Origin of the sequence: Pseudomonas fluorescens, from assembly GCF_005938625.1 — a bacterium.
In the GTDB taxonomy this organism is placed as follows: Bacteria; Pseudomonadota; Gammaproteobacteria; order Pseudomonadales; family Pseudomonadaceae; genus Aquipseudomonas; species Aquipseudomonas fluorescens_BD.
On the sequence record NZ_VCNJ01000109.1, the window covers coordinates 1 to 17,321 of the forward strand.

Below are 17,321 nucleotides of genomic sequence, written 5' to 3' on the forward strand. Positions count from 1 at the left end.
TTTGCCGCCCTGGTTGTCGATCGCGCCGCTGCCGGTGTTCACGGTCAGCGCGGTCATGCTTTGCACTGCACCTTTAGCGTTGTTCAGCGCAGCGGCAGTGAGGGTCACGCCGGCATCGCGGCTGGACAGCAGGCCGTCGGCGTCGTTGCGCAACGTGCCGCCCACGCTGAGATCCAGTTGGCCGTTGGCCGAGACGGTGCCGCGCTGGCTGTTGTTCAGGTCGCCACTGGTGAGCAGACTCAGCAGGGTCTGACTGATCAACTGGCCGCCCTGGTTGTCAACGCTGGCCGAGCGTTTGATCAGCAGCGCAGCGCCGCTGCCGAGTGCGCCGTTGACGTTGGTCAGGGCGCCGAGCAGGTCGAGGGTGACGCTGTCGTCACCGACCAGACTGCCCTGCGTATTGTTCAGCGGGCCACCGGTAAAGGTCAGGGCTTTTTTCGCCATGACGTTGCCGCTGCTGTTGTTCAGGCTGGCCGCGCGGATGTCGAGGGTGTCGCCGCTTTTGATCAGGCCGCCCGAGGCGTTGCTGATCGCGCCGGTTATAGTCAGGGTTTGTTTGCCGTCACTGCTGACCGTACCGGCGGTGTTGTCGAGACTGGCGGCCGTGATGCTTACTTCGCCGAGGCCGCCGATGCCGCCCTTGCTGTGGTTGAGCAGCGAGCCGCTGAGGTCGATGTTGACGTTGCCGAGCTGGCTGGAGATCGCGCCTTCCAGGCTGTTGTCGAGGGTGCCACCGCTGAGGCTTAGGCCTTTCCAGCCGGAAACCAGACCGTTCTGGTTGTTCAGATCGGCCGCAGTAATGGTCAGTTGATCGTTGCTGATCAGGTTGCCGCCACGGTTATCGAAACGGTTGCCGGTGAGGCTGAAGCTGTTGACGCTGGAGATTTCGCCTTGCTGGTTATTCAGGTCACGCAGCGTGGCGATGCTCAGCACGCCTTTGCTGTTGATCACGCCGTTCTGGTTATTCAGGTCGCGCAGATGGGCAATGCTCAACCCACCTTTGCTGCTGATCACACCGTTCTGGTTATTCAGATCCTGCGCGGTGGCGCCCAGATCCATATTCAGGCCGGAAACGCCGACCAGCGTGCCGCCCTGATTGTTCAGACCGGTGCTGTTGAGGGTCAGTTGTTGTGCGGCGCGGATGCTGCCTTTGTTGGTGTTTTTCAGCAGGCCATCGACAGTCACCTCGATGTCGCTGTCACTGAGCAACACGCCGCCATCGCTGTTATCCAGACTTGCCGCGCGAACCTGCAACGCCGCAGCGGCAATCGTGCCTTTGATCGAGGTCAGCGCGTTGTCGAGGGTCAGGGTGAGTTTCTGGTTGCTCAGCAGTTGGCCGCCGCTGTTGTCCAGCGACTTGGCGATCAGTTCAAAAGCCTTGTCGCTGGAAATCTCGCCGCCACGGTTGTTCACGTCGGTGAGGTTTTTCAGCAGTAACTGCTCCGGCGCGTTAATCACGCCGCCCTGATTGTTCAGCGCGCCACCATTCAGATCGACACTGACGGTGCCGCCGCTGAACAGTTTGCCGCCCTGCTGATCGAGGCCTTGAACATTGGCGTTAAGCGAGTTGCCGGCGCCGAGGCTGCCAGCGGTGTTGGTTACAAGGCCGGCGGTGATGTCCAGTTGATCGGCGGCGTAAATGCTTGCCCTATCGTTGTTATTAAGCGCCCCGGTGTTGATGGTCAGGTTGGCCTTGCTGCTGATCACACCTTTTTGCTGGTTATCCAGCGCGCTGCTGTTGAGGGTCAGATCACCGTCGGTCAGCAGTTTGCCGCCCTGGTTGCTGACGGCGCCGCGCGTGTCGACAGTGAGCGCTTTGGCGCTGGAAACCGTGCCGGTGTCGTTGTTGAGGCTCGCGGCGTTGATCGCCAGGGCGCCTTCGTTGACGAGGCTGCCCTGCGCGTTGTTCAGATCCCCGGAGAGATTGATCGAGAGGTCTTTCTGGCTGGTCAGACGACCGCTGTTTTCCAGCGTCTTGCCGCTCAGCGTCAACCCGGTGTCGCCGGACAGCAGGCCTTTGTTGCGGTTGATGACGTCGTTGACCGTCAGCGCCAGATTGCCGCCGGCGAGCATGTAGCCGCTGTCGCTGTTTTCGAGCCAGGCGCCGATCAGGCTGACATCGCTCTTGCTTGACAGCTCGCCGCTGCGGTTGTCGACACGCTCGACGTTGAGCTTCAGCGCATTAGTCGAACCGATCAGACCTTCCTGTCGGTTATCCAGACTCGCGGCGGTGATCGTCAGGCCGTCGTCGGCGATGACCACACCGTTGTGGTTATCGAACATGCCAGTTACGTTGAAATCGACATCGCCCCGCACACGGATATCACCGCTGCTGTTGTTCAGACTGTCGCTGCGGCTGTCGAGGCTGGCGGAAGCGATCAGGCCTTTGACGTTGCTCAGGGCGCGGTCGATGACCAGAGTGAGCTTTTCATTGCTCAGCAACTTGCCGCCGTCGTTGTTCAAGCTTTGTGCGTTGACGCTCCAGGCCTTGGCCGCAGAGATTTCGCCGGCGCTGTTGTTGACGTCCTTGAGGTTTTTCAGCAGCAACTGGCCCGGCGTATGGATGTTGCCGCGCTGGTTGTCGAGCAGACCGTTGTTCATGTCCAAGGTCAGATCGCCGTTGCTGAACAGTTCGCCGCCGTCCTGTTCCAGCGAAGTCACCGAGACTTCGAGTTTCTGCTGACTGCCGAGGCTGCCGCCGGAGTTGTCCAGGTGCGCGGCGGTGAGCAACAGCGTGCCGTCGCTGGCGATGCTGCCGCCCTGCCGGTTTTTCAACTCGACGGTGGTCAGGCTCGAATCGGCCTTGGCGCTGATGATGCCTTTGTCGCTGTTATCCAGACTGCCACTTTTAAAGGTCAGGCCTTTTTGCGAGGCGATCAGGCCGCCCTGACTCAGTACCGCGCCGCTGGTGGTCAGCGCCATCGCTTCAAGGCTCGACAGTTTGCCCAGACGGTTGTCGAGGCTGCCGGCGGTAAGGGTCATCTGCCCTTCGCTGCTGATCAGGCCTTGCTGGTTGTCCATGGTCTCGTCAAAGGTCAGCCCGAGGGTGTTCTGGCTGACGATGCGCCCGCCGACGTTGCTCAGGCCGATGCCGCTGAGGGTGCTCGCGCTTTTGCTGAAAATCAGGCCGTTGCTGGCGTTGATGATCTGTTCGACTTTCAGCGCCAGCGTGGTGTCGGACAGCACCTTGCCGCCGTCGCTGTTGTCCAGGCGCGAACCGTTGATGTGCAAATCCAGCTGGCTGGAGAGCGTGCTGGCGCGGTTGTCGATCTGCTCGACGTTGACGGTCAGGGTCTTCAGCGAACCGACCAGACTGTCCTGATGGCTGTTGAGGGTTTTGCCGGTCAGCAGCAGATTGCCTTCGGCGACCAGTTCACCGTGCTCTTGATTGAGGCTGTCGATGTTGGCGTCGATATCACCTTTGGCAGAGATTCGTCCGCCATCGTTGATCACGGCTTTGGCTTTGAGGCTCAACAGGCCGGTCGAGGTCAGCAGGCCGCCATTGCTGTTATTTAGCGAATTACCTTCGAAGGTCAGCGCCGTCTTGCTTTCGAGGCGACCCTTGTCGCGGTTGTCCAGGTTGTCGATCAGCAGTTTTGCGGCCTGATCGGCACGCAGGGTGCCGCTGCGGTTGTCGGTGTTAGCGCTGCTGACGGTCAGGGTGTCGAGGCTGGAAATCTTGCCGGCACGGTTATCCAGGCGCGTGGCTTGCACGTCCATGGCGCCGTTGGCCTGGATCAGGCCCTTGTTCTGGTTGTTCAGTTGCTCGCTGATCCGCGTGGTCAGCGTGCCTTCGCTGGTCAACTGGCCTTGCTGGCTGTTGTCGAGTTGTTGGGCTTTTACCAGCAGGGTCTGTTTGGCGCCGATCTTGCCGGTGCGGTTGTTGATCGCGCCGAGGGCGCTGATGTCGAGCAGGTGGCCAGCGCTCATCAGGCCGGCAACGTTGTCCAGCGAGGTGACGTTGAGGACCACGTCGGTCTGGCTGCTGAGTTCGCCGTTGCTGTTGATCAACTGGCCGATGTTGGCGGTAAGAATGGCGTTGCTGTTGATCACGCCTTGGCTGTTGAGCACCTGCGCGGCATTGAGGTTCAGCGTACTGTTGCTCTGCACTTTGCCGGCGTTGCGGTTGTCCAGCGTACCGGCGCTGATCGCGGCGGTTTGGCCGCTGAGCGTGCCGCCCTGGTTGTTCAGGGTTTGCGCAGCGTTGATGGTCAGATTGCGGCTGGCGGTGAGGCTTTGGCCGGTGTTGTCGAGGTTCTGCGCGGTGATACTCAGATCGCCGTTGGCATTGCGGCTGCCGTCGGCATTGACGCCGGCTTCGATGGCGCCGGCGTTGGTCAGTTGGCCGCCAGCGCTGAGACTGATGCCGTCGCGGGCCGCGAGGGTCTGGCGGTTGGTCAGATTGCCCTGGGTTTGCACATTGACGCTGGTGCCGGCGTAAACCGGGCCGCGGGCGTCGAGGCTGGCAGCCTTGACGTTGACCGCGCCAGTGGCCGAGGTGTCGGCCAGACTCAACTGGCCGTTGGCATCCAGTTGAATATCGCCGCCGCTGGCAATCAGTTTGCCGTCGAGTTTCACCCCGACCCCGGCCTCGGTGCCGACCAGTTTGATCGCCCCAGCGTACATACCACCAAGCGCCGAAGAGTCGATGGCCAGTTGCGGTTTGCCGCTGCCGTCATCGGCGCGGGCGGTGGCATTCAGGGTTTGTGCGTTGACGTCGTTGCGCCCGGCGACAATCGTCAGGTTCTGCGCTTGAAGCTCGGCGTTGATCTTCGCGCTGCGGGTGATGATTTCAAAGCGGTCGACATTGGTCGCGTTGAGTCCGGCGCCTTCAATAGCGACGCTGCCCTGATCCACTTGAAAGCGATCCAGCCGACCGTTGTCGAGCACCGGTTTACCGGTGGTCAAGGTCACCCGTGGCGAGTTGATAAAACCGCAACCGTTGCAGGTAATGCCATACGGGTTGGCGACGATCACCCGCGCCGACTGCCCCGCCACTTCGGTGTAACCGCGCAACTGGCTCGGATTGCCGCTGATGACTTCGTTGAGAATCGCCTGCGCCGAACCACTGTTTTTCAGGTTCGGGTTGTCGATGATATGCCCGCCCAGCTGCGTCAGATTGTTCTGCGTCGAGCCGTTGTTGAGGATCAGCCCCTGCGCACCGACGTTGTAGTCGTGAAACTGGTTGTGCGACAGGCCGCTGGCATTGGGCGTGGCGATATTGATGATCGGCACGCCATTACCGGCGCGATCCAGCGAGGTATTGGGGTTGGCCACCACGATGCCGTCGGCCTGCGCCCATATCGGTTGCCAGAACATGACGTTCGCCAACAGGAACGCCAGCCCGCGCTTGGGCATGCCAAGGAATGATTCGCGGGTTTTCACGGCAGCAGCAGGCTGACGAGCAAGGAAGGCGTACAGGGGAACGTCCATGTTTATAGTCTCTTTGCAACGGGCAAGTTGATCGGGGCAATCGACAGGCAAAGCAATCCCTACCCGGCAAAAATCAGGGTGCCGGCAGAGTGAAAGAAACAAATGGGGATAAATGCGCGTTTCGGTCAGAACGTCCGAAACGATGCGAAAACAATCGCAGTGCAGACTGCGAAAAGTCTGTTCGATCCCTCGAAAGCGCACATTGATATCAATGTGATGGCGCGATGGTAGATTGCCATCATTCTGGCGTCAATAAGTTGTAACAAGGCTTTTTGGTGACCGCTCTAGAACGCGGCTTTACGGGACATCATTGAAGTTTTGCCGAAAATCGCGACTTATCGGTCACACAAGTCGACACGCAACAGGTGCATTGCACTGAACTTTTCCAGGCCAGCAGCCCTCAACCGATCAACCCGCCTTGACCGGAACTGAGGCCGTCCTCCATGAAAATCCTTAACACACTATTGATCGCCACCACCCTTGCCTGCGCCCTGCCCGTCTGGGCCTGTACGCCGGAAGAAGCCACCGCCAAACGCGAACAACTGGCCAAGGAGGTCGCCAAGCTCACCGAACAGAATCCGGCCAAGGCCAAGGAGATCAACGCCGAGTTACAGAAGATGGATCTGGGGACGGCCAGTGCGGATCTGCCGGATAAATGCCAGTTGATTGATCAGCGGTTGAAAGAGTTGGATTCGGCCGAGAAGAAGACCGAGGGCTAACAGCCAGATCAAAAGATTGCAGCCTGCGGCAGCTCCTACACCAAACCCTGTAGGAGCTGTCGCAGGCTGCGATCTTTTGTCCTTGTAAATGCACAAATGCATTTATTTATTTGCACAAATGCATATCCACATCTACGGTTACATCGAGCAAAGAGATCGGCAACCGCCATCGGAGATGGCAACCCTGAAGCGCCGATCGCTCGGCAATACCTTTACAAGCGGGACGCTTGTTTTCATTCATGGAGGATTGAAAATGTTAACCACTGAAGCAAGACCCTTTACCAGTGAATCACTGCCAAGGTGCCTCATCGGCCATCTGCTCGACCCACAACTGGTCGAAGTCGAAGCGGCCGAACATGCCAGCGCCCTCGCCGCCGGCAGCCTTAACTTCAATATGCAGAAACAGACCCAGACCAACTGGTGCTGGGCCGCCGTGTCCGCCTCGGTCGGCAATTATTACGGCACCGGCAACTGGACCCAGTGCGGCGTGGCCAGCACCCAACTGGACCGTAACTGCTGCAATCAGCCGGGGCCGTGCAACGTCTATGGTTATCTGGATTCGGCGCTGCAAACCACCCGTAGCTACAACGGCATGAATCAGGGTTCGCTGCAGATGTCGGCCATTCAGAACCAGATCAGCATGGGCCGCCCGGTCGGCTTGCGGTGCGCATGGTACGGCGGCGGTGCGCACTTCCTGACGATTTACGGCACCAATGGCGATTATGTGTTGGTGGCGGATTCGATCTACGGCTATTCGACCCGTGCATTAAACGCGTTTCCCCGTGCCTACAACGGCGGCGGTAACTGGACTCACACCTACTTCACCGTAAAAAACTAGGAGGGCGACATCATGCAACTGACCTATCCAAAGGCGCCTTCCAACGGCGTACAGACCTTGCGCCCGGCGCTGCAAGCGGCACTACAAACCCAAGGCTTCGGCGCCAATCGCCAGTTCGCCAACGCAGCACCTGCGAAGATCAGCCTCAGTGAGGCCTATCGCGGCTACTCGCTGAATCTGGAAGACCTGAGCCACGGCAAAGGTCTGAAAGATGCCCGTCTCGGCGACTGGCATTACCTGGTGTTTGCCGACGGCGTGACGATTGCCGATGCGCAGTTGGCCGAGGTGCGCGGGCATGTCGAGTTCGCCTCGCTCAATCACGGCAACCTTGCCGCTGCCACCGTCGGCGCGCTGAAACTGGCGGAACAGGCGTCGCAGCTAAAGGGTAAAACCGTCGAACTGCGTGTGTTGTTTGTCTCGGCGCTGCACGTTGTGGCGATTTGGCTGCACGCCGATGGCGAAGATGTGCTGATCCCGATCGAGCCGACGCCCAAGGAACTGGCGAGCCCCGGGTTGTACAGCGAAGCTGCGTTGCTGGCGCAGTTGAAGCCGGCGGCCGACCAGGCCAAGCGGCGCTTTGATGCCGATACCAGTGGCCAGCTCGGCAACTGATCGACGAAAAAAAACCCGGACATTGTCCGGGTTTTTTATGCACGCCTGAAAAACTTACTCAGCCGCTGGCTCGGCCGGCTTGCGGCGCTTGAGCGGTGCCATGCCATCGCTGCTCACCAACGAGTCCGGCTTCGGACGGTTGGCGCTCTTGCGCTTGGTCGGCGTCTTGGCGGCCGTTTTCTTCTTGTCACCCTTGGCGTCAGTCTTTTTCTTCTTCACGCCGACGGCTTTGCCGGAAGCCTTGACCTTTTTCGGTCCACCGTAGGTGCCTTTGACTTCCTTGATGGTGCGGCGCTCGAAGCTTTGCTTCAGGTAGCGCTCAATGCTCGACATCAGGTTCCAGTCACCGTGGCAGATCAGCGAGATCGCCAGACCGTCGTTACCGGCACGACCGGTACGACCGATGCGGTGCACGTATTCGTCGCCGCTGCGTGGCATGTCGAAGTTGATCACCAGATCCAGACCATCAACGTCCAGACCACGGGCCGCGACGTCGGTAGCGACCAGAATCTTCACGCCGCCCTGCTTCAGACGGTCGATCGCCAGTTTGCGATCCTTCTGGTCTTTCTCGCCGTGCAGCACGAACGCTTTGTATTCCTGAGCCACAAGGCGGCCGTAGATACGGTCGGCCATGGCGCGGGTGTTGGTGAAAACGATGGCCTTCTGATAGGTCTCGTTGGCCAGCAGCCAGTTCACAATCTGTTCTTTGTGCTGATTGTGGTCGGCGGTGATGATTTGCTGGCGGGTGGTCGAGTTCAGCTGGCTGACCGCGTTGAGCTGCAAGTGCTCAGGGTTGTTCAGCACCTTGCCGATCATGTCGCGCAGGCCGGAACCGCCAGTGGTGGCGGAGAACAGCATGGTTTGCTGACGGTTCGGGCATTCATCAACCAGACGCTGCACGTCTTCGGCGAAACCCATGTCGAGCATGCGGTCGGCTTCGTCGAGCACCAGCACTTCGACTTCTTTGAGGTCGAGGTTGCCGGCGTTGAGTTGCTCGATCATCCGGCCCGGGGTGCCGATGAGGATGTCCGGCACTTTGCGCAGCATCGCGGCCTGGACCTTGAAGTCTTCACCGCCAGTGATCAGACCGGACTTGATGAAAGTGAACTGCGAAAAGCGCTCAACTTCCTTCAGCGTCTGCTGTGCCAGCTCGCGGGTCGGCAGCAGGATCAGCGTCTTGATGCTGACGCGGACCTTGGCCGGGCCGATCAGGCGATTGAGGATTGGCAGAACGAAAGCGGCGGTTTTGCCGCTACCGGTTTGCGCCGTCACCCGCAGATCACGCCCTTGGAGCGCCAGCGGAATGGCCGCGGCTTGCACAGGCGTTGGCTCGACAAATTTCAGCTCGGCCACAGCTTTAAGCAGGCGTTCGTGCAGGGCGAATTGGGAAAACACGGGTGCTACCTCGAAGATATGCAAAAAAACAGCTGCATAGGTTACCGGTTTCGAGCGCTCAGGCCGAGTTTCTTTATACAAACGGACGCAATCAGTGGCTTTTTTGTTGCTCGATTTGTCTCCAACGGTAATACACGGCGTCTTAAATGCTCTAATCGCCCATCGCGTCTTACAGAAGAATCGTTGCTCATATGGATTTCAAACAGCTCTGGCTCAACGCCCAGGACCTCTGGGGCACCCTCGAACAGCACCCGCTCTTGCAGGCAGGCCTCGCGCTGACCGTGTTGCTGGTGATCGCGCTGGTACTCGGACGAGTGGCGCGCTATCTGATCCTGCACGCCAGCCGCATGCTCGGGCGCCAACCGGCGCTGCACTGGATCAACGACTTTCGCCACAACAAGGTGTTTCAGCGCCTGGCGCAGATGACGCCGTCGCTGGTCATTCAGTTCGGCCTGCACCTGGTACCGGAACTAAGCAAGACCGCCATGACCTTCCTCGGCAATGTGGCGTTGTCGTTCACCATTCTGTTCCTGCTGCTCTCGGTCAGCGCCCTGCTCAATGCCCTGCTCGACATCTATGCCCGCACCGAGCACGCCCGCACGCGCTCGATCAAAGGCTATGTGCAACTGGCGAAAATGGTCTTGTACGTGTTCGGCGCGATCATCATCGTCGCCACGTTGATCGACCGCTCGCCGCTGTTGCTGCTCTCCGGTCTGGGTGCGATGTCGGCGGTGATTCTGTTGGTCTACAAGGACACCTTGCTGTCGTTCGTTGCCAGCGTGCAATTGACCAGCAACGACATGCTGCGGGTCGGCGACTGGATCGAAATGCCGCAGGTCGGTGCCGACGGCGACGTGGTCGACATCACCTTGCACACGGTCAAGGTGCAGAACTTCGACAAGACCATCGTTTCGATCCCGACCTGGCGGCTGATGTCCGAGTCGTTCAAGAACTGGCGCGGCATGCAGCAATCGGGCGGGCGGCGGATCAAGCGCAGCCTGTTCATCGACGCCAGCGGCGTACGCTTCATCCGTGACGACGAGGAAGAAAAGCTCTCGCAAGTGCACTTGCTGACCGATTACATGAGCCGCAAGAAAGCCGAGCTCAAGGCGTGGAACGAGGCTCAGGGCAATGTCGCGGCGATGTCGGCCAACCGCCGGCGCATGACCAATATCGGTACTTTTCGCGCCTATGCGTTGGCCTATCTGAAGAGTCATCCGGAGATTCAGCCAAACATGACCTGCATGGTCCGCCAGATGCAGACCACCGCGCAGGGTATTCCGCTGGAGATCTACTGCTTCACCCGTACCACCGCGTGGGCCGATTACGAGCGGATTCAGGGGGATATTTTTGATTATCTGCTGGCGGTGCTGCCGGAGTTCGGGCTGAGTCTGTATCAGCAGCCGAGTGGTGGGGATTTGCGTTCCGGGTTGCTGCCGGCGGTGCTCGGCGCGGCGAGCATTCCCGAGCCGCAGAAACACCTCATGTAAAACACAATTCCCCTGTAGGAGCTGCCGAAGGCTGCGATCTTTAGACTTTAAAGATCAAAAGATCGCAGCCTTCGGCAGTTCCTACACCGGATCATGCGGTGCGGCGGATGCCCAGTCGGCTGATCCATACAGCGGCAAGGATGACGCTGCCGCCGAGGAACAACCGCCCTAGTTCCTCATGCTGATTCCAGATCAGCAGATTCAGCAGCAACCCCACCGGCACATGCAGATTGTTCATCACCGCCAGCGTGCCGCCGTTAACCATGCACGCGCCCTTGTTCCACCAGTACATGCCCAGCGCGGTCGAAACCAGGCCGAGGAACAGCAACACGCCCCACTGCAGCGGTGCTTCCGGGAGGAAGTTGGCTTTGCCGAACATCAGGAATGCAGGCAGCACCACCGCCAGCGCGCCGAGATAGAAGAAGCCGAAACGCCGGTAATGCGGCAGATCGCTCGGGTGCCTGGCCACCAGATGCTTGTACATCACCTGCCCTGCGGCGTAGGTGAAGTTGGCCAGTTGCAGCAGCAAGAAGCCCATGAAGAAATCCGGACTGATGCTGTCGAAACGAATCACTGCCGCGCCGCCCACCGCCACTAGCGCGGCGATCAGCGCCCACGGATTGAAGCGTCGGTTCAGCGCATCTTCGATCAACGTCACGTGCAGCGGCGTGAGGATGGTGAACAGCAACACCTCCGGCACCGTCAGCACGCGGAAGCTCAAGTACAGGCAAACGTAAGTCACGCCGAACTGCAACGCGCCGATCATCAGCATGCCGCGCATGAATGAAGGCTCGACCGACCGCCAGCGGGTCAACGGAATGAACACCAGCCCGGCCAGCACCACGCGCACCAGCACCGCGAAGTAGCTGTCGACATGACCGGCCAGATATTCACCGATCAGACTGAAGGAAAACGCCTGGATCAGCGTGACAAAAAGTAGATAGCCCATGCTCGCCCCTAATTTGAATGGCGGCGACGATAGCGGTTTTTGCGCAATACCGCGAACCCACGGACAACGCCGACTCCTGTGGGAGCGAGCTTGCTCGCGAAGAGGCCGTGTCAGTAAACATCGTTGCTGAATGAAATATCGCTTTCGCGAGCAAGCTCGCTCCCACAAGGATCTGATGACATTCAACGAATCGCAGGCAAAAAAAAGCCCGATCTCGCTAATGCGTTCAATCGGGCTACAGCACTCAGGAGCAACAAGTGCAAAGGGAGGTTCGATGCGCGTAGAGCCTTGAAGGGGTTGCGCCAGGTCACTAGACCATCCAGCGATTATCTGGCGATTAACATATCAAGCGACCTGGGACAGTTTGGCGTTGGCCTGATTCAGGCCTTTCTCCTGGAAGTCGCCACCGAGGTTCATGCCTTCGGCGTGAATGAACGTCACGTCGTTGATGCCGATGAAACCCATCACCTGACGCAGGTACGGTTCCTGATGATCCGCCGGGCCGCCGGCGTAGATGCCGCCGCGAGCGGTGAGCACGAAGGCACGTTTGCCGCTGAGCAGGCCTTGCGGGCCGGTTTCGGTGTATTTGAAGGTCACACCGGCACGCAACACGTGGTCGAGCCAGGCCTTGAGGGTGCTCGGGATGGCGAAGTTGTACATCGGCGCGGCCATCACCAGTACGTCGGCAGCAAGCAACTCATCGGTCAATTCGTTGGAACGATCCAGCGACGATTGCTCGTTGGCGTTGCGCTGATCGGCAGGCTTCATCCAGCCGCCCAGCAAGTTGATGTCCAGGTGCGGCACCGGGTTCACGGCGAGGTCACGTACGGTGATCTGATCGGCAGGGTGCGCCGCTTTCCACTGACTGATGAAGGTCTGAGTCAGTTGACGGGATACCGAGTCTTGCTGGCGGGCACTGCTTTCGATGATCAGAACGCGGGACATGGTGTGTAGCCTCCATCCGAGAATGTTGTAGGTCGATGGAGTGAAGGTTAAACAGAGTTGAATCGATGAAAAAGCGCAAATAATTGCTGCAAAGCATCGAAAAATTCGTTTAGATGCTTACGCATACTCTGTGGGAGCGAGCTTGCTCGCGAAAGCGGTGTGTCATTCAACAATGATGTCGACTGAAACGGCCAATTCGCGAGCAAGCTCGCTCCCACAAGGGATTGACGTTGTTATTTCGGGGTGCAGGTCAGTTTGATGCGCAACTTGATGATCTCGCGGGTGAACTTGGCCGTAGCGTTTTTGTGTTTGCCGGCCGGTACATCGATCGTGCGGGTGCGCGGTGCTTCCGGGCCATTGCTGAACACCGCTTTGCAGGATGCATCGACATCACCGTAGTTCGCCACCCGAATCGAGCCGATGTCGTTATCGGTGTCGAAGGTCTCGTAATCGATCTTCATGCCGTTGAGATCTTTCTGCACATCGATCGGGTAAGCAAAAGCAGTCAGCGGAAGCAGCGCCAGCAGCACACAACAGAATTTTTTCATTCGGCAGTCTCCATGAGGGACGGCCAGCTTAGGACAAGAGGAGCTATTGATGAAAGCGCCCCGCGTGACCCTTGATCAATGGCGAACATTGCAGGCCGTGGTCGACCACGGCGGATTCGCTCAGGCCGCCGAGGCCTTGCACCGTTCGCAATCGTCGGTGAGTTACACCGTCGCCCGCATGCAGGACCAGCTCGGCGTGCCGTTGCTGCGCATCGATGGGCGTAAAGCCGTGCTCACCGAGGCCGGTGGCGTGTTGCTGCGCCGTTCGCGGCAACTGGTGAAACAGGCCAGCCAACTGGAAGATCTTGCCCACCATATGGAGCAAGGTTGGGAAGCCGAGGTGCGGCTGGTGGTCGACGCTGCTTACCCGAGTGCGCGCATCGTCCGCGCGTTGACCGCGTTCATGCCGCAGAGTCGCGGCTGCCGCGTACGTCTGCGCGAGGAAGTGTTGTCAGGTGTCGAGGAAGTGCTGCTCGAAGGCGTGGCGGATCTGGCCATTACCGGCCTGAGCATTCCCGGTTACCTCGGTGCGGAATTGAGTGACGTCGAGTTCGTCGCCGTCGCCCACCCCGATCACCCGCTGCATCGTCTCAATCGCGAACTGAGCTTTCAGGATCTGGAAACCCAGATGCAAGTGGTGATTCGCGACTCCGGCCGCCAGCAGCCGCGTGATGTCGGCTGGCTCGGCGCCGAGCAGCGCTGGACCGTTGGTAGCCTTGCCACGGCCGCTACGTTTGTCAGCAGCGGCCTCGGTTTTGCCTGGCTGCCACGGCACATGATCGAGCGGGAACTGAAGGATGGCTCGCTCAAGCTGCTACCGTTGGACAGGGGCGGCAACCGCAATTCCAGCTTCTATCTGTATTCGAACAAGGACAAACCGTTGGGCCCGGCCACGCAAATCCTCATCGAACTGCTGCGCACCTTTGACACCTTGCCGCTGGACGCGCCATTCGCCGCGCCTGAGCAAGCCTGACACGGAGTTCACCGATGGCATATTTCGAGCACGAAGGTTGCAACCTGCACTACGAGGAATATGGCCACGGCACGCCGTTGCTGCTGGTTCACGGGCTCGGTTCGAGCACGCTGGATTGGGAAATGCAGATCCCGGCCCTGGCCGCGCGTTTTCGGGTGATCGTCCCGGATATTCGCGGCCACGGTCGCTCGGACAAACCGCGCGAGCGCTATAGCATTGCCGGTTTCAGCGCCGACCTGCTGGCGCTGATCGAGCACTTGAACCTCGGCCCGGTGCATTACGTCGGGCTATCGATGGGCGGCATGATCGGCTTCCAGTTCGGCGTCGATCACCCGCAAATGCTGAAAAGCCTGACCATCGTCAACAGCGCGCCCGAGGTCAAAATACGCAGCCGCGACGACTACTGGCAGTGGTTCAAACGCTGGAGCCTGATGCGCGTGCTCAGCCTCGCGACTATCGGCAAGGCCCTTGGCGGCAAACTTTTTCCGAAACCCGAGCAGGCCGATCTGCGGCAGAAAATGGCCGAACGCTGGGCAAGAAACGACAAACGTGCTTATCTCGCCAGCTTCGATGCAATTGTTGGCTGGGGCGTTCAGGAACGACTTTCCCGAGTGACCTGTCCAACGCTCGTCATCAGCGCCGACCGTGATTACACACCGGTGGCACTGAAAGAAACCTATGTAAAACTGCTGCCGAATGCGCGGCTGGTGGTGATCGCCGATTCGCGCCACGCCACCCCGCTCGATCAACCCGAACGCTTCAATCAAACGCTGCTGGAGTTTCTCGCCGCAGCCGATACTCAATCTCAGGATCACTGACCCATGCTGAAAAAACTCGCCCTCGCCGCTGGTACTGTGCTGTTTGCCGCCAACCTGATGGCTGCCACGCCGGCCAAGGCACCGCACGTGCTGCTGGACACCACTAACGGCCAGATCGAAATCGAACTGGATCCGGTCAAGGCGCCAATCAGTACCAAGAACTTTCTGGATTACGTGAACAGCGGTTTTTACACCAACACCATTTTCCATCGTGTGATCCCGGGCTTCATGGCTCAGGGCGGCGGTTTCACCCAGCAGATGCAACAGAAAGACACCAAGGCACCGATCAAGAACGAAGCCAGCAACGGCCTGCACAACGTTCGCGGCACCTTGTCGATGGCGCGCACTTCCAACCCTGACTCGGCCACCAGCCAGTTCTTCATCAACGTGGCTGACAACGCGTTCCTCGATCCCGGCCGTGACGCCGGTTACGCGGTGTTCGCCAAGGTGGTCAAGGGCATGGACGTGGTCGACATCATCGTCAACTCGCAAACCACCACCAAAAGCGGCATGCAAAACGTGCCTGTCGACCCTGTGATCATCAAGTCGGCCAAAGTCATCGACTAAGCTGTACAGGGCGTATCGAGCGGCGTGAATTCAACCTCACGCCACTCACACCGATAAAAGGAGAGCCCGTACTCCGGGCGGTTATCTGATGCTCTATCGCCGTTTCGAACAACTGATCGACATATTCCGTGAAGCCCCGACGGCGTCTCCGCCGGACCGCGTTCTCCCCTTCTATACCTATTACCTCAAGCAGGTCTGGCCGAGTTTTGCTGCCCTGCTCGTCGTTGGCCTGTTCGCCGCGCTGATCGAAGTGGCGCTGTTCAGTTACCTGAGCCGCATCATCGACCTGGCCCAAGGCACACCGAACCCGAATTTCTTCAGCGACCACGCCCTCGAACTGACGTGGATGCTGGTAGTTGCCCTGGTGCTGCGCCCGATCTTCTTCGGCCTGCATGACTTGCTGGTGCACCAGACGTTAAGTCCCGGCATGACCAGCATGATTCGCTGGCAGAACCACAGCTACGTGCTCAAGCAGAGCCTGAATTTCTTCCAGAACGACTTCGCCGGGCGTATTGCCCAACGCATCATGCAAACCGGCAACTCGCTGCGTGACTCGGCGGTGCAAGCGGTGGATGCGCTGTGGCACGTGGTGATCTATGCGATCAGTTCGCTGGTGTTGTTCGCCGAGGCCGACTGGCGTTTGATGATCCCGTTGCTGACGTGGATCGTCGCCTACATCGGCGCGCTGTATTACTTCGTGCCCCGGGTGAAAGATCGCTCGGTGGAAGCTTCTGACGCGCGCTCGAAACTGATGGGCCGCATCGTCGATGGCTACACCAACATCGCCACGCTGAAGCTGTTCGCCCACACCAACTTCGAACAGCACTACGCCAAGGAAGCCATCGAAGAACAGACCGTCAAAGCGCAGATGGCCGGCCGCGTCGTCACCAGCATGGACGTGGTAATTACTGCCATGAACGGTTTGCTGATCGTCGGCACCACAGCTCTGGCGCTTTGGTTGTGGACGCAGTCGTTGATCACTGTCGGCGCGATTGCCCTGGCCACTGGACTGGTGATTCGCATCGTCAACATGTCCGGCTGGATCATGTGGGTGGTCACCGGCATTTTCGAGAACATCGGCATGGTTCAGGACGGTTTGCGCACCATCTCGCAACCGGTCAGCGTCACCGATCACGAGCAGGCCAAACCGCTGAATGTGGCCCGTGGCGAAGTGCGTTTCGAGCACGTGGATTTTCACTACGGCAAGAAGCGCGGGATCATCGGCGACCTCAACCTGAACATCAAACCGGGCGAGAAAATCGGCTTGATCGGGCCGTCCGGCGCCGGCAAATCAACGTTGGTCAACCTGCTCCTGCGCCTGTACGACGTCGAAGGCGGACGGATTATGATCGACGGCCAGAACATCGCCGAAGTCGGTCAGGAAAGCCTGCGGGCGCGGATCGGCATGATCACCCAGGACACCTCGCTGCTGCACCGTTCGATCCGCGACAACTTGCTGTACGGCAAACCGGATGCGACTGATGCAGAGCTGTGGGACGCGGTGCACAAGGCGCGCGCCGACGAGTTCATTCCGCTGCTGTCGGACGCTGAAGGCCGTACGGGGTTTGACGCGCATGTCGGTGAGCGCGGGGTGAAACTGTCCGGTGGCCAACGCCAGCGCATTGCGATTGCGCGAGTACTGCTCAAGGACGCGCCGATTTTGATCATGGACGAAGCGACTTCTGCGCTGGATTCGGAAGTCGAAGCGGCGATTCAGGAAAGCCTGGAAACCCTGATGCAGGGCAAAACCGTGATCGCCATTGCGCACCGTCTCTCGACCATTGCCCGGATGGATCGGCTGGTGGTGCTGGAGAACGGCAAGATTGCCGAGAGCGGCACCCATGCTGAACTGCTCGCCCATCGAGGGTTGTATGCGCGGTTGTGGGCGCACCAGACCGGGGGTTTTGTCGGCATCGACTGACCTCTTCCAAGATCGTTCCCACGCTCTGCGTGGGAACGCAGCCCGTGACGCTCCGCGTCACTGGACGCGGAGCGTCCCTTGAAGCATTCCCACGCAGAGCGTGGGAACGATCA

Annotated in this window: 13 protein-coding genes; 8 read left to right on the forward strand and 5 right to left on the reverse strand. The window is 59.4% G+C overall.

Features of this window, described 5'->3' with window-relative positions; genetic code table 11:
• A partial coding sequence (locus tag FGA82_RS31480) for a filamentous hemagglutinin N-terminal domain-containing protein (RefSeq protein ID WP_141130084.1) occupies window positions 1–5,433 on the reverse strand: 5,433 nt, incomplete at its 3' end.
• 443 nt (window positions 5,434–5,876) lie between these two features.
• Here FGA82_RS31480 and FGA82_RS31485 point away from each other — a divergent pair.
• The 3 genes from FGA82_RS31485 to FGA82_RS31495 all read left to right on the forward strand — a co-directional run bounded on the left by FGA82_RS31485 (window position 5,877) and on the right by FGA82_RS31495 (window position 7,602).
• Window positions 5,877–6,152, forward strand: a complete 276-nt coding sequence (locus tag FGA82_RS31485; protein WP_141130085.1) for a hypothetical protein — start codon at window positions 5,877–5,879, stop codon at window positions 6,150–6,152.
• Between the two features lie 253 nt (window positions 6,153–6,405).
• Window positions 6,406–6,990: a papain-like cysteine protease family protein gene (locus FGA82_RS31490; RefSeq protein WP_141130086.1), complete on the forward strand. Its 585-nt coding sequence runs from the start codon at window positions 6,406–6,408 to the stop codon at window positions 6,988–6,990.
• A 12-nt stretch (window positions 6,991–7,002) separates the two neighbouring features.
• Window positions 7,003–7,602: a hypothetical protein gene (locus tag FGA82_RS31495; RefSeq protein WP_141130087.1), complete on the forward strand. Its 600-nt coding sequence runs from the start codon at window positions 7,003–7,005 to the stop codon at window positions 7,600–7,602.
• A 54-nt stretch (window positions 7,603–7,656) separates the two neighbouring features.
• On the opposite strand, the gene FGA82_RS31500 is transcribed toward FGA82_RS31495, so the two are convergent.
• On the reverse strand, window positions 7,657–8,997 hold the full coding sequence (locus FGA82_RS31500) for a DEAD/DEAH box helicase (protein WP_007914470.1): 1,341 nt from the start codon (window positions 8,995–8,997) through the stop codon (window positions 7,657–7,659).
• A gap of 191 nt (window positions 8,998–9,188) precedes the next feature.
• Between FGA82_RS31500 and FGA82_RS31505 the strand changes: the two genes are divergently transcribed.
• Complete coding sequence (locus FGA82_RS31505; protein WP_141130088.1) at window positions 9,189–10,487, forward strand: mechanosensitive ion channel family protein; 1,299 nt, start codon at window positions 9,189–9,191, stop codon at window positions 10,485–10,487.
• A gap of 91 nt (window positions 10,488–10,578) precedes the next feature.
• Here FGA82_RS31505 and FGA82_RS31510 read toward each other — a convergent pair whose 3' ends face one another.
• The 3 genes from FGA82_RS31510 to FGA82_RS31530 all read right to left on the reverse strand — a co-directional run bounded on the left by FGA82_RS31510 (window position 10,579) and on the right by FGA82_RS31530 (window position 12,929).
• Entirely contained in the window at window positions 10,579–11,436 is an 858-nt protein-coding gene (locus tag FGA82_RS31510) for a carboxylate/amino acid/amine transporter (protein WP_141130089.1), read from the reverse strand.
• A gap of 345 nt (window positions 11,437–11,781) precedes the next feature.
• Window positions 11,782–12,381: an FMN-dependent NADH-azoreductase gene (locus tag FGA82_RS31520; RefSeq protein ID WP_141130091.1), complete on the reverse strand. Its 600-nt coding sequence runs from the start codon at window positions 12,379–12,381 to the stop codon at window positions 11,782–11,784.
• 233 nt (window positions 12,382–12,614) lie between these two features.
• Window positions 12,615–12,929: a 3-phosphoglycerate kinase gene (locus FGA82_RS31530; RefSeq protein ID WP_141130092.1), complete on the reverse strand. Its 315-nt coding sequence runs from the start codon at window positions 12,927–12,929 to the stop codon at window positions 12,615–12,617.
• A gap of 49 nt (window positions 12,930–12,978) precedes the next feature.
• Here FGA82_RS31530 and FGA82_RS31535 point away from each other — a divergent pair, with 49 nt between their 5' ends.
• The 4 genes from FGA82_RS31535 (at window position 12,979) to FGA82_RS31550 (ending at window position 17,208) form a co-directional block, all read left to right on the forward strand.
• Window positions 12,979–13,902 (forward strand): LysR family transcriptional regulator, encoded by a 924-nt coding sequence (locus FGA82_RS31535; protein ID WP_007914443.1) that lies wholly within the window; start codon window positions 12,979–12,981, stop codon window positions 13,900–13,902.
• Window positions 13,903–13,916: 14 nt separating this feature from the next.
• The gene (locus FGA82_RS31540; protein WP_141130093.1) at window positions 13,917–14,720 is read left to right on the forward strand and encodes an alpha/beta fold hydrolase; all 804 of its coding nucleotides are present in this window, start codon (window positions 13,917–13,919) and stop codon (window positions 14,718–14,720) included.
• Window positions 14,721–14,723: 3 nt separating this feature from the next.
• Window positions 14,724–15,287: a peptidylprolyl isomerase gene (locus tag FGA82_RS31545; RefSeq protein ID WP_122608913.1), complete on the forward strand. Its 564-nt coding sequence runs from the start codon at window positions 14,724–14,726 to the stop codon at window positions 15,285–15,287.
• Window positions 15,288–15,375: 88 nt separating this feature from the next.
• The gene (locus FGA82_RS31550) at window positions 15,376–17,208 is read left to right on the forward strand and encodes an ABC transporter ATP-binding protein (RefSeq protein ID WP_141130094.1); all 1,833 of its coding nucleotides are present in this window, start codon (window positions 15,376–15,378) and stop codon (window positions 17,206–17,208) included.
• Window positions 17,209–17,321 lie beyond the last annotated feature (113 nt).